Here is a 12,865-nt window from a genome sequence, read left to right as displayed (position 1 = left end):
CGCCGTGAGCTCCGGGGACGAGCTCAGAACCGGGCGTGCAGGCGCACGCCCCAGGTGCGGGGAGGGTTGTAGAAGCCGACCCAGGTCCCGAGGTTGGTGGGTCCCGAGGTCGGGGTGCCGTTGGACGAGGCGCCGATGTTCTGGATGTCGGTCTTCACCGCCTCGTTCTCGATGTTCTGGACGAAGGCCTCGATCTGCCAACGGTCGTCGGGGGCCTCATAGCGGACCGCGAGGTCGGTCTTGGTGTAGGCCTCCTGCGCGCCAGCGCCCCGATAGAGCGACGGATAGATGTTGTTGAAGGCGCTGATGACGGTGTCGCCCTCGTAGTGGAACTGGATCCGCGGCACGATGCGTCCGCCACTGGCCAGGTCGAAGTCGTGCTCGTAGACCACGGTGGCCGAGAACTCCGGCGCGTGCCGCAGGGGTTGGCCGGCCAGGTCGACCGTGTTGGCCAGGTTGCCCTGGTCGAAATAGGTGGTGTCGATGCTCAGGAACTCGTCGTACTCGGCGTTGAGGAAGCTCGCGAAGCCGGACAGGTGGTCGTTCTCCGTGGGCCGCCAGGCGAATTCCAGCTCCACGCCCTTGATCGTCGCCGCCGCGGCGTTGGACGTGACCAGCTGCTGTTGCCCAGAGGGTAGGCGCTCCACCGCGGAGACCTGCAGGTCCTGGTAGTCCATGAAGAACGCCGCCGCGTTCAGGGTCAGGGCGCCGTCGAGCAGCACCGTCTTGGCGCCCACCTCGTAGCTGGTGAGCTCCTCGGGCAGGTGGCGGCGTCCGCCGTCGGACAGGCCGCCCGACTTGAAGCCGGTGGAGACCGAGGCGTAGGCCATGACGTCCTCGGACAGGTCCCATTCGCCGCGCACCAGCCAGGTGGTCTTGGAGTCCTTGGTCTGGCCGTCGTTGATGCCGCCGCCCGGCCAGGCGAAGGTCGGGTTTGCGGGCGTGGTGTGGGCGCTGTTGCAGGTTGCGAGCGTGACGGGCGTGCCCGGGCCGAGGATCCGGCTGCCCGAGCCGATCGTCCCGCCGAAATCGCGGCAGACCCAGTTGCGGCCGCCCCTGTCCTCCTTCTCGTCCGTCGTGCGCCGGGCGCCGAGCGTGAGGCGCAGGGCCTCGGTGACGTCGAAGGTGCCCTGGGCGTAGAAGGCCCGGGAATCCAGGGTGCGCTTAGGTTGGATGAACGACATCGACCAGGCCTGGTCGCCGGGGGCGCTCGGCGTGACCAGCAGCGGCCCGCTCCCGGGCACGGCCGAGGAGGTGATGTCGATATCGAACCGGATGGCGTTGTCTTCCGAGGCCAGGAACGCGCCGACGATCCAGTCGAAGCGGCCCTCTCCCGCCGATCTGGCCTGGATCTCGTGGGAGTAGCTGTCGAAGGACGAGTTGTCCGTCCGATGCTCCTGCTTGAAGCCGAGGGTCGCGCCGGCGTCGTTGTCGGAGGCGTTGCGGCGGCTCATCTGGTTCAGGCCGCCGATATAGGAGACCTCCACCCAGTCTGCCGGGCGCCAGTCGACCCGCAGCCGGTAGCCCAGATTGTCCTGATCGAGGAAGCCGGGGGTGTCGACGAGGGCCGAATAGCGGTCGGTCCCGGGCCGCGGCGTCTGCAGCAGCGCGATGTTCCCCGTGCCCTGGTCCTTGAAGTACTCTACGGCGCCGGTGACGGTGAGCGCGTCCGACGGCGCCCAAAGCGCGGTCAGGCGGAAGCTCTGCTGGTCGGCGTTGTTGTATTTGTCGCTGAACACCGCCGGAGAGCGCGCCTGGAAGGCCACATAGCCGTCGTGCTTCTCGGTGGCCGCGGCCAGACGGATGGCGAACGTGTCCGACAGCGGGATGTTGACATGTCCGCGGGTGGAGAAGCGGTTGTAGTCGCCGACCGTCACCTCGACGTCGCCGGAAAACTCATCGAACCTGGGCTTGGCGGTGACGATGTTCACCGAGCCCGCCGTGGAGTTGCGGCCGAACAGCGTGCCCTGCGGCCCGCGCAGGACTTCCACGTGGGCCACATCGTACATCAGCTGGGTCGCGCCCTGCGGCCGGGGCGAATAGACCGAGTCGATATGGAACGAGACGGCCGGGTCGCCGAGTTCGGTGTGGTTGGACGAGCCGATACCGCGCAGATAGACGTGGACCCCGCCGGAATCCCCGTGCTGCTCGACCGTGAGGTTGGGCACCAGGGACTGCAGTGAGGCCAGGTCGCTGACCTTGGCTTCGTTCAGGGACGATTGCGAGAAGGCCGACACCGCGATCGGGGTGTCTTGAAGCAGCGTCTCCCGACGCAGGGCCGTGACGATGAGTTCCTCCACGGAGGTGGGCCCGGTCTGCGCATAGGCGGGCGCAGCGATCAGGACCGCTGCTCCGGCGAGCAAGGCGGCGCGATAATTGGTCATGATGTCCTCCCCAGCTGGCGCCCTTTTGGCGGGCCCTGGCCATGGATGAAGCGTGTCCGTGAATGACAGCGCTGTCAATAGGGTGTCTTGAGCTTATTTATTCCATTGTAGATTCAAAGAAATTTTCCGACATTGGAGTCGAAAACCAATGTTCATGGAGACAGCGCTGTCAATGACACCCTTAGCTCACAGGGATGCGGGCCGCGCGCGACAGCCTGGGCGGCGCGGAGGATTCGCGCGCGATCAGGGTGTAGGCGGCTTGGTGGACACGCTCCAGGCCGTCGTCGGCCTTGGCCTGGGCGGCGCTGATGAGCATGCGGGCGGCGGTCTCGGCCATTTCGGCCACCGGCTGCCGGACAGTGGTCAGCTGTGGCATCGAGAACTGCGCGCTTGGCGTATCGTCGAAGCCGACCAGGGACAGATCGGCCGGCACGGCGAGGCCGCCGCGGCTGGCGGCCTGCAGCACGCCGAACGCCATGTCGTCGTTGGAGGCGAAGATGGCCGTGGGCCGCTCGACGCCGGCCAGCATCCGGGCCCCGCATTCAAACCCGGACGTGAAGGTGAAATCGCCCTCGAGGACCCAGTCGTCGCGGACGGCCAACCCGTGCTGGGCCATGGCCGCCTCGAAGCCCTCTCGGCGCAGCCGGCTCGCGGCGTAGCGCGGATTGCCGACGATGAAGCCGATCTCCCGGTGGCCGAGACGGGCGAGGTGCACGGTCATGTCGAAAGCCGCCCGCCGTTCGTCCATATAGACCCGCCGCCCGCGGTCCAGCTGGGTCTCCGGGCCCAGCCGGACATAGGGTGTGCCGCGGGCCTCCAGCACGTCGAGCACGACGGAGGCGTCGGAAATCGGCGGAGTCAGGATCACGCCGTCTGGCTTCAGCGAGCCCAGCACCGAGGACATGTCGCGTTCGAGCGTGGCGGAGCCCGGATCGACCAGCTCGATCATCAGATGATAGCCGGAGCTGCGCACCTCCATCAGGGCGCCCAGCTCCATGCGGCTCAGATAGTCGTTTCCGCGCCCGCTTCGCCAATGCTCGATCGTCAGGTCGGCGTCGACGAAAGCGGCGATCAGATAGGACGACGAGCCGGCCAGACTGCGGGCCGAGAGGCTGGGCCGGTAGCCCAGGGCGTCCACCGCCTCCTGGACCTTGGTCCGCAGCGCGACACTGACGTTCTGCTCACCGTTCAGCACGCGGGAGACGGACTTGATCGAGACGCCGGCCCGCTCGGCGACGTCGTAGATCGTCACGGCTCCCATGCGGCGAGGTCCTCTTGGGCGCGCTCGCGGAGGTGCGGCGCATGCACGCCATCTTGCCCCGCCAGCCGGCGAACGCAAACCGGAGCGCTTGCGCTGAGGCGCGAGAGCCTCGATCCTGCCGACTGGCGAGGGGATCCAGCCGCATGACCGACACCACCGCCCCGCCGGTTCGAGCGCCGGTCAGCGGCGCCTTCATCGCGGGCCTGACCCTGGCCCAGGTCGGGGCGTTCCTCTCGTTCACGCCGCTGCTTTCGATCCTCGTGCCGTTGAAGGCGGCCGCCATCGATCCGGTGAACAAGGCCGCGATCATGGCCGAGGTCAGCCTGTGGGCCGCGGTGGTGGCCGGGCTGGCCAACCTGTTGGCCGGGGCGGTGAGCGACCGGACCCTCTCGCGGTTCGGTCGGCGGCGGCCCTGGATCGCCCTGGGCCTCGCGGGCACGGTCGCCTCGTACTTGGTGATCATGGCCGCCGACGGATATTGGGGCCTGCTGGCCGGCCTGCTGATCTTCCAGCTCTGCTTCAATTTCCTGTTCGGTCCGCTGCTGGCGGTCCTGCCTGACCAGGTGCCCGATGCGCAGAAAGGTCGAGTCTCGGCCTTCGCCGGACTCGCCCCGCCGCTGGGCGCGGTCTTCGGCGTGGTGCTCACCGGCGTGCTGTTGCCCACCGAAGCGGCGCGCTACGCGGCCATCGCCTTCATCCTGGTGGTCGCGATCGGGCCGTTCGTCGCGTTCGCCCGCGATCCGCCGAGCGCCGAGCGGACCTGGCTGCGCCTGACGCCCCGGCCGCTCAAGTTCGCGGTCATCAACCCCGTGGCCTATCCGGATTTCGCCGCCGCCTGGCTGTCGCGGCTGCTGATGCAGCTGACGCTCAGCGTCGTCTCGATCTTCGCCCTCTTCTACCTGCAGGACCGGGTGCGGGGCGCGCCGGGCCCTTCGGCCGAGGCCGGCCTGGCGGTGCTGATCGTGGTCGCCACGGTCTTCCACATCGCCACCAGCCTAGCGGGCGGGTTCCTCTCCGACCGCTGGGGCCGGCGCAAGCCGTTCGTGATCGCCGGCGGCCTGTTCCTCGCGGCGGGGACCCTGATCCTGGCCCTGGCGCCGGTCTGGCCGGCCACCCTGGCGGCCTATGCGCTCTACGGCTGCGGGTTTGGTCTCTACCAGACGGTGGACGCGGCCCTGGTCGCCCAGGTGCTACCCTCTCTGCGCGACGCGGGCCGAGATCTGGGCGTGCTGAACCTGGCCAACACCATCCCGCAGATCCTGGCGCCGATCCTCGGGCTTTGGCTGCTCGGCGGCAGCCAGAACTACACGGCGCTCTTCGCGCTGGCCGCCATCTCGGCGCTCCTGGGGGCGGTGGTCGTGAACCGTATCCGCTCGGTGCGCTGACGGCCTTGGCCCTCGCGCGCCAGGGCGGATCCCCCAAAGGGATCGGTCTTTCGACTTTGCGGGGAAGAATGGTGGATGCGACAGGGATTGAACCTGTGACCCCCTCGGTGTGAACGAGGTGCTCTCCCGCTGAGCTACGCATCCTCCGGAAGGGATGCGCCTATAGCCCGGTGGCTCGCCCCGTTCAAGCGGTGAGAAGACGAACGCACGCCGTGGGCAGCTCGTCGAAGTGGCCGATGAGGATGTCTGGCGCCAGTTCCGCCGCCGGAACCTCGGTGTAGCCGAAGCTCACCAGGATGAGCGGCACGCGCGCGCCGCGCGCTGCGCCGGCGTCGGTGGCGGCGTCGCCGATCATCACCGCCCGGCCGATTGTTCCGCCGGCGGCCTGGATGGTCGCGGCCAGATGGCCGGGATCGGGCTTGGCGGCGGGAACCGAGTCGCCGCCGACCACCGCATCGAACAGCCGGGCGAGATCGAGCTTTTCCAGGATCCCGATCGAAAGGCCGGTCAGCTTGTTGGTGCAGACCGCCAGCCGGGCGCCGGCCGCCTTCATCTGCGTCAGGGCTTGGACGGCGCCGGGAAAGGGCCGGGTGAGGTCGGCGCTGTGGTCGCCATAGTGGGCGATGAAGCGCGCGAAGAGGTCGTCCATGCGCGCGGCGGGGAGGGAATCGCCCTGGGCGGCGAAGCCCCGCTCGATCAGGCGGCGCGCGCCGTGGCCGATGAGCGGGCGGCCTTCCTCGAGGGGCAGGGGAGCGAGTCCCTCCTGGGCCAGCAGCACGTTCAGCGTCCCGATCAGGTCCGGAGCCGAGTCCACCAGGGTGCCGTCCAGGTCGAGGACGAGCGTCGCGCCGTTCAGCGCTGAGAAGTCGGCCAAGGCGCGCGCTCCATCGAAACCGCTCGCCGTTTCAGCTAAACGCCGCAAGATTGCAACGTTCCGCCCGACTCGAAGGACCGCTCGATGACCGCACGCGCCGCAGTGATCATGGCCGCCGGCCAAGGCACGCGCATGAAATCGCCCCTGCCGAAGGTGCTGCACAAGGTCGGCGGACGGGCCATCCTCGACCGGGTGATCGACACGGTCGAGGCGTCAGGCTGCGAGAAAATCGTGGTCGTGGTCGGAAACCACAGCCCGGCGGTGCGCCAACTGGTCGAGGCGCGGCTCGGCAAGGCTGCCGTGGCGGTGCAGGACCAACCGCTCGGAACCGCCCACGCGGCGCTGGCGGCGCGGGACGCCCTCACCGACTTCGAGGGCGACGTGCTGGTGCTGAATGGCGACTGCCCGCTGTTGGCGCCGCAGGACCTCGCCCCGCTGTTCGCCATGCGCGAGGCGGGGGTGGCGCTGGCCATGCTGGCCTTCGAGCCGGCCGACGCCCTGCTCTACGGCCGGGTGATCCGCGGCGCCGACGGCCATGTGCTGCGCATCGCCGAGCCGAAGGACGCCACGCCCGAGGAACTGGCCGTGAAGATCTGCAACGCCGGCATGATGGCCGCCGACCGGCGGCGGCTGTTCGACTGGCTTGCGAAGGTCGACAACAACAACGCCAAACAGGAATTCTACCTCACCGACATCGTTGGCATCGCCGTGGCCGAGGAGGCGTTCGTCAAGGCCGCCGTCGCCCCGGAGAACGCGGTGATGGGGACCGACACCGCCATGCAGCTTTCCCAGGCCGAGGCGATCTTCCAGCAGCGCCGTCGCGCGCATTTCCTGGCCGAGGGCGTTCAGATGCTGGCGCCGGAGAGCGTCCATTTCTCCTGGGACACCCAGATCGCGGCCGGCGCCCAGATCGAGCAGTTCGTGGTCTTCGCCCCCGGCGTCAGCGTCGAGACCGGGGCGGTGATCCGCGCCTTCAGCCATCTGGAGGGCGCCAAGGTGATGGCCGGGGCCCTGATCGGCCCCTATGCCCGCCTGCGGCCGGGCGCCGAGATCGGCGAGGACGCCCACATCGGCAACTTCGTCGAGGTCAAGAAGGTCAAGGTCGGCGCCGGCGCCAAGGCCAACCACTTGGCCTATCTGGGCGACGGATCGGTGGGGGCTAAGGCCAATATCGGGGCCGGCACGATCTTCTGTAACTATGATGGCTTCGACAAGTTCGAGACCCATGTGGGGGAGGGCGCCTTCATCGGCTCCAACTCGGCCCTGGTGGCGCCGGTGAAGATCGGGGCCGGGGCCTATACGGGCTCGGGTTCGGTGATCACGCGCGACGTCGCGCCCGACGCGCTCGCCCTGGAGCGCGGGCCGCAGGTGGAGAAGGAAGGCTGGGCGGCGCGCTTCCGGGCGGCCAAGCTCGCCAAGAAGGCCAAAAAATAGCGTCGCGGGCGCGGAAAGCTTCGCCTATGTCAGCGTCATGAGCGCGACGATCGACGAACAGAAACGGGCCAGCGGCGAAGCCGCCGCGGCCCTGGTGGAATCCGGCATGGTGGTCGGGCTGGGCACCGGCTCGACCGCGGCCTGGTTCGTCAAGGCCGTGGCGGCGCGAGGCCTGGATATCGTGGGCGTGCCGACTTCGGTGGCCACCGCCGAACTGGCGGCGAGCCTGGGGATCAGGCTGGCCGAGCTTGGCCAGGTGAAGTCCATAGACCTCACCGTCGACGGCGCCGACGAGATCGGGCCGGCCCTGTCGCTGATCAAGGGCGGCGGCGCGGCCCTGCTACGGGAGAAACTGGTCTGGGAAGCCTCCAAGCGCTGCGTGGTCATCGCCGACGCCGCCAAGCGGGTGAAGCTGCTGGGCCAATTCCCCCTGCCGATCGAGGTGGTGGCCTTCGGTCATGAGACCACGGCCCTGCGGATCGGCGACGCCCTGGCCGAATGCGACCTTGGGGTCGCGCCGCGTCTGCGGTTGAAAGATGGGGCCCCGGTGAAAACCGACGGCGGCAACCTCATCTATGACGCGGCGTGCGGGCGGATCGAGGAGCCCGCCCTGCTGGCCGCCGCGCTGAAGAGCGTGACCGGCGTGGTCGATCATGGCCTGTTCCTCGACCTGGCCGACCTGGCCCTGGTGGGCACGCCCGACGGCGTGGTCACCCTGGAACCCTAAGGAGCGTACGCCTTGGCGAAATACGACTACGACCTCTTCGTGATCGGCGCGGGCTCGGGCGGCGTGCGCGCGGCCCGCCTGGCGGCCATGAGCGGCGCCAGGGTCGCCATCGCCGAGGAGCACCGGGTCGGCGGAACCTGCGTGATCCGCGGCTGCGTGCCCAAGAAGTTCATGGTCTACGCCTCGGAGTTTGGCCACAACGCCGAGGTCGCCGAGGGCTATGGCTGGTCGGCCAGCGGGGCGACCTTCGACTGGAAGAAGTTCCTCGAGGCCAAGGATCGCGAGATCGCCCGCCTGTCGGGGATCTACGTCACCAATCTCAGCAACGCCGGCGCCGAGGTGGTCCACGCCAAGGCCCGCCTGAAGGACGCCCACACCGTCGAGCTGGAAGGCAAGGGGACCTACTCCGCCGAGAAGATCCTGATCGCCACCGGCGGCCGGCCCTGGAAGCCCGCCGACTTCGAGGGCGCCGAGCACATCATCACATCGGAAGAGGCCTTCCACCTGCCGGAGCTGCCGAAGCGGATCATGATCGCCGGCGGCGGCTATATCGCCGTGGAGTTCGCCGGGATCTTCAACGGCCTGGGCGTGGACACCACCCTGGTCTATCGCGGGGCCAACATCCTGCGCGGCTTCGACGACAACGTCCGCGCCCATGTCACCGAGGAGATGAAGAAGCGCGGGATCAAGGTGGTCCTGGGCTGCCAGCACGAGCGCATCGAGAAGACCGCGAGCGGCTATGTCAGCCATATGAGCTCCGGCTCGGCCATCGAGAGCGACCTCGTCATGTTCGCCACCGGCCGCAAGCCCTACACCGACGGGCTTGGCCTGGAGAAGGCGGGCGTGAAGAGGAACGAGGCCGGCGCGGTGGCCGTCGACAAGTTCTCCAAGACCAATGTCGACAACATCTGGGCGGTCGGCGACGTCACCGACCGGATCAACCTGACCCCCGTGGCGATCCGCGAGGGCGCGGCCTTCGCCCAGACCGAATTCTACGGCAACCCCACCAGCTTCGACCACGACATGGTGGCCTCGGCGGTGTTCTCGCAGCCGCCGGTGGGATCGGTGGGCCTGTCGGAGGCCGACGCCCGCCACCAGCACGGCAAGCTCGACATCTACCTGTCGAAGTTCCGCACGATGAAGAGCACCTTCTACGGCGGCGAGGAGCGCTGCATGATCAAGCTGGTGGTCGGGGCGGAAAGCCAGAAGATCCTGGGCTGCCACGTGGTCGGCCCCGACGCCCCCGAAATTATCCAGATGGCCGCCATCGCGCTGAAGATGGGCGTGACCAAGGCCCAGTGGGACTCCACCTGCGCGGTCCACCCGACCCTGGCCGAGGAACTGGTCACGATGCGCGAGAAGCACCTGCCTCAGGAGCTCGGCGCGGCCGCATGACCGGCGGGGCGGCGAACCCTCAGGCGCGGGTCTCGGCCTGGTCGGGCTGGGTCCTGGCCGGGCTGTTCGTCCTGGTCCCCTTCGCCGCCTGGGGCGGGCCGCTGGCCTTCGCCCCGATCCTCGCCCTGGCCGGCCTGCTGACGCTGAAGGGCCTGCGCATCATCGACGCCGACCGGCCGGCGGCCATCTCGGTGGTGGTGATCCTGGCCTGGTCGCTGGGCTCCATGGCCTGGAGCCCCTACACGCCCAGCGACCTCGAGGGGGCCACGGCCTTCAAGCTGATCGCCCAGGCGGCGCTCTACTGGGCCGTGCTCTGCGCCGCCCGCGACGCCACGCCGGGAACCCGCGCGACCGCCCTGCGCATCCTGGCCTGGAGCCTGGCCGCGCTGGGCCTGCTGATCAGCATCGAGACCGCCACCGGCGCCTGGGTCTATCGCGCCCTGCGCGAGGCCATGGGCGATCCGATCCGGCCGGACCTCGCCGTCAAGAACGTCGCCCAGGCCGGGTTCGTCCTGGCCCTGCTGACCCCGGCCGCGGCGCTGGGCGTCATCCGCACGGGAGAGAGCCGCTGGCTGATTCTACCCATGGCGGTGGGCAGCGTCGGGGTGGGCCTGCTGTTCGCCACCGACGCGCCGCTGGTGGCCCTGGTCGCGGCCCTGGCCTCGGGTCTCGCCGTCTATCGCTGGCCGGTCGTCGCGCCGCGGGCGATGGCCGGCATGGCGGCGACCTTCTTCCTGGGGGCTCCGGCCATCGTTTGGGCCGCCCAGAAGCTCGGCGTCTACGCGATGGTCGAGGCGAGGATGCCGCTCTCCTGGGAGATGCGGATGGGCTATTGGCGGCGCGCGGTGGCCTGGATCGGCGACCATCCGATGCGCGGCTGGGGCCTCGACGCCAGCCGGATGTTCTCGCCGGGCATCAAGCTGCACCCCCACGACACGGCCCTGCAGCTCTGGCTGGAGCTCGGCCTGATCGGCGCCATGGCCGCGGCGGTGTTCTGGGCCACCATCCTGGCCGGCCTCAGCCAGCCCACGCGCGATCCGGCCCGCGCGGTGGGGGCGGCCACGGCGGCGGCCTATCTCACCTATTCGGCGTTTTCCTTCGGGGTCTGGCAGGAATGGTTCCTGGCGATCGGGGCCTTGGCGGCGGCGGCCTGCCTGCTCGCGGCGCGGCAGCCAGCGGCGGAAGGCCCATCGACGGCGCGGCCCTTATCGGAGTAGAAGGCGCGGTTTCGTTTGCCCGCAAATCCGCGTGCAGGCGTGGAGTTGAGACATGACCGAACACTGGACGCCCGCTTCGTGGAGAAAAAAACCCGCGAAACACCTGCCCACCGACTATCCGGATCAGGCGGCCCTGGCCGGCGTCGAGCAGACCCTGCGCGGCATGCCGCCTCTGGTCTTCGCCGGTGAGGCGCGGCGGCTGAAGAGCCTGCTGGGCGACGTGGCGGCGGGCAAGGCCTTCCTGCTGCAAGGCGGTGACTGCGCCGAGAGCTTCAAGGAATTCCACGCCGACAACATCCGCGACACCTTCCGGCTAATCCTGCAGATGGCGGTGGTGCTGACCTTCGCCGGCGGCAAGCCGGTGGTGAAGGTCGGCCGCATGGCCGGCCAGTTCGCCAAGCCACGCTCGGCGCCGACCGAGACCATCGACGGGGTGGAACTGCCCTCCTATCGCGGCGACATCATCAACGGCATGGACTTCAACGCCGCCAGCCGCGTGCCGGACCCTCAGCGCCTGCTGCAGGCCTATGGCCAGTCGGCCTCGACGCTCAACCTGCTGCGCGCCTTCGCCGGCGGCGGCTATGCCGACCTCTACAACATCCATCGCTGGACCCTGGGCTTCGTGGCCGACAGCCCGCAGGGCGCCAAGTACCGCGAGCTGTCGGAGAAGATCAGCGAGGCCCTGACCTTCATGGCCGCCATCGGGGTCACCCCCGAGAGCCAGCCCGACCTGCACCGGGTGGAGTTCTTCACCAGCCACGAGGCCCTGCTGCTGGGTTTCGAGGAGGCCATGACCCGCGTCGATTCCACCTCGGGCGAGTGGTACGACACCTCGGCGCACCTGGTCTGGATCGGCGAGCGCACCCGCGACCTGGACGGGGCCCATGTCGAGTACTTCCGCGGCATCCGCAACCCGATCGGCGTCAAGTGCGGCCCGACCATGGAGCCGGACGACCTGCTGCGCCTGATGGAGACGCTCAACCCCCGGGACGAGCCGGGCCGGTTGACGCTCTACGGCCGTTTCGGCGCCGACAAGATCGCCGCGCGCCTGCCGCGCCTGCTGGACGCCACCAAGCGCTCCGGCCGCACCGTGGTCTGGGCCATCGACCCGATGCACGGCAATACGCTGACCGCCACCAACGGCTACAAGACCCGCCCGTTCGACCGCATCCTGTCGGAGGTGAAGAGCTTCGTGGAGATCGCCAAGGCCGAGGGCGTCCACCCCGGCGGCGTGCACCTGGAGATGACCGGCCAGAACGTCACCGAGTGCCTGGGCGGTGCGCGGGCCCTGACCGAGGGCGACCTGGCCGATCGCTACCACACCCACTGCGACCCGCGGCTCAATGGCGAGCAGGCCCTGGAACTCGCCTTCCTGGTGGCCGAGAAGCTGAAGGAAGAGCGGATCGAGGCGGCCCTGCGCGCGGCGGTCTAGGCGGCCTTCGCCATCCGATAGGTGAGGTGGGAGACGCGTTCGGAGCTCCAGGCGTCGACGGGCTCCAGCTCCGTGATCCTGTGCTCCAATCCGTCGAACAGGCGTGTCCCGCCGCCCAGCAGGACCGGCGCGACGTGGATGCGCAGGATGTCCAGCAGGCCCGCGTCGATGGCCTGGCGCACCGTGTCGGCCCCGCCTGAAATCGCGACGTTCCGCGCCTTGGCCGCGGCCCTGGCTAGGTCGAGCGCGTGGACGAGGCCTTCGGTGACGAAGTGGAAGGTGGTTCCGCCGCCTCGGACGACGGGGTCGCGCGGCCGGTGGGTGAGGACGAAGACGGGCGCGTGGAACGGCGGCTCCGAACCCCAGGGTTCCTCGCCGGCGTCGAACATGCGCCGGCCCATCACGTAGGCTCCGGCGGACTGGAAGACCTCCTCGATCATCTCGGAGTCGCGGTTCCGGTCGCCGCCCTTCATGTTCTGCCGGCTGCGCCAGGCATAGGCGTGGTGCGCCCATTCCATGATCCGCATGAAGCCCTCGCTGGGGTGATGCAGACCACCGGTGTAGCCGTCGAGCGATATGGTCATGTCGCAGGTGACCAACTGAGCGGCGGGAGGGTGAGCGGCCATGGTCTGTTTCTCGCAGGGTGACATTGCAGTAGCTACTTAAGTGTCTTGGCGATGTATAAATGTCAAGCAATGACTTAAGTGTTCGTGGTCGAGCCTGTGCCATCAAGGTCACCGGCGCCTGGAAAATCGG

10 protein-coding genes and 1 tRNA gene are annotated in these 12,865 nt (G+C 69.0%); 6 read left to right on the top strand and 5 right to left on the bottom strand.

The genetic code is table 11. From position 1 onward, the window contains the following. Nucleotides 1-23: 23 nt before the first annotated feature. Nucleotides 24-2,384 carry a TonB-dependent receptor gene (locus V6M51_RS22465; RefSeq protein WP_332770461.1) on the bottom strand — a complete coding sequence of 787 codons (2,361 nt, stop codon included), beginning with the start codon at nucleotides 2,382-2,384 and terminating at the stop codon, nucleotides 24-26. A 181-nt stretch (nucleotides 2,385-2,565) separates the two neighbouring features. After that, nucleotides 2,566-3,645: a LacI family DNA-binding transcriptional regulator gene (locus tag V6M51_RS22460; RefSeq protein WP_332770460.1), complete on the bottom strand. Its 1,080-nt coding sequence runs from the start codon at nucleotides 3,643-3,645 to the stop codon at nucleotides 2,566-2,568. A 143-nt stretch (nucleotides 3,646-3,788) separates the two neighbouring features. On the opposite strand from V6M51_RS22460, the gene V6M51_RS22455 reads away from it, so the two are divergent. After that, complete coding sequence (locus V6M51_RS22455) at nucleotides 3,789-5,030, top strand: MFS transporter (protein WP_332770459.1); 1,242 nt, start codon at nucleotides 3,789-3,791, stop codon at nucleotides 5,028-5,030. Between the two features lie 69 nt (nucleotides 5,031-5,099). On the opposite strand, the gene V6M51_RS22450 is transcribed toward V6M51_RS22455, so the two are convergent. Both V6M51_RS22450 and gph read right to left on the bottom strand, forming a co-directional pair. Beyond that, a tRNA-Val gene (locus V6M51_RS22450) sits at nucleotides 5,100-5,174 on the bottom strand. A gap of 40 nt (nucleotides 5,175-5,214) precedes the next feature. Then, the gene (gene gph / locus V6M51_RS22445; RefSeq protein WP_332770458.1) at nucleotides 5,215-5,904 is read right to left on the bottom strand and encodes a phosphoglycolate phosphatase; all 690 of its coding nucleotides are present in this window, start codon (nucleotides 5,902-5,904) and stop codon (nucleotides 5,215-5,217) included. A gap of 84 nt (nucleotides 5,905-5,988) precedes the next feature. Here gph and glmU point away from each other — a divergent pair, with 84 nt between their 5' ends. Genes glmU through V6M51_RS22420 form a run of 5 tightly spaced genes read left to right on the top strand, consistent with a single transcriptional unit; the run spans nucleotide 5,989 to nucleotide 12,109 of the window. Continuing rightward, nucleotides 5,989-7,338: a bifunctional UDP-N-acetylglucosamine diphosphorylase/glucosamine-1-phosphate N-acetyltransferase GlmU gene (gene glmU / locus V6M51_RS22440; protein ID WP_332770457.1), complete on the top strand. Its 1,350-nt coding sequence runs from the start codon at nucleotides 5,989-5,991 to the stop codon at nucleotides 7,336-7,338. Nucleotides 7,339-7,375: 37 nt separating this feature from the next. Continuing rightward, nucleotides 7,376-8,065, top strand: a complete 690-nt coding sequence (rpiA, locus tag V6M51_RS22435) for a ribose-5-phosphate isomerase RpiA (RefSeq protein WP_332770456.1) — start codon at nucleotides 7,376-7,378, stop codon at nucleotides 8,063-8,065. A 12-nt stretch (nucleotides 8,066-8,077) separates the two neighbouring features. Further along, nucleotides 8,078-9,460, top strand: a complete 1,383-nt coding sequence (gene gor, locus V6M51_RS22430) for a glutathione-disulfide reductase (RefSeq protein ID WP_332770455.1) — start codon at nucleotides 8,078-8,080, stop codon at nucleotides 9,458-9,460. Next, on the top strand, nucleotides 9,457-10,677 hold the full coding sequence (locus V6M51_RS22425) for an O-antigen ligase family protein (protein WP_332770454.1): 1,221 nt from the start codon (nucleotides 9,457-9,459) through the stop codon (nucleotides 10,675-10,677). Before gor ends, V6M51_RS22425 begins: the two co-directional genes overlap by 4 nt. 52 nt (nucleotides 10,678-10,729) lie before the next feature. After that, on the top strand, nucleotides 10,730-12,109 hold the full coding sequence (locus tag V6M51_RS22420) for a class II 3-deoxy-7-phosphoheptulonate synthase (protein WP_332770453.1): 1,380 nt from the start codon (nucleotides 10,730-10,732) through the stop codon (nucleotides 12,107-12,109). Here V6M51_RS22420 and V6M51_RS22415 read toward each other — a convergent pair. Next, nucleotides 12,106-12,735, bottom strand: a complete 630-nt coding sequence (locus tag V6M51_RS22415; protein ID WP_332770452.1) for a dihydrofolate reductase family protein — start codon at nucleotides 12,733-12,735, stop codon at nucleotides 12,106-12,108. The two genes, V6M51_RS22420 and V6M51_RS22415, sit on opposite strands and share 4 nt — an antisense overlap. Nucleotides 12,736-12,865: the final 130 nt, after the last annotated feature.

It is taken from the genome of Phenylobacterium sp. (genome assembly GCF_036677185.1).
In the GTDB taxonomy this organism is placed as follows: Bacteria; Pseudomonadota; Alphaproteobacteria; order Caulobacterales; family Caulobacteraceae; genus Phenylobacterium.
This window is presented reverse-complemented; position numbering and strand designations above follow the sequence as displayed.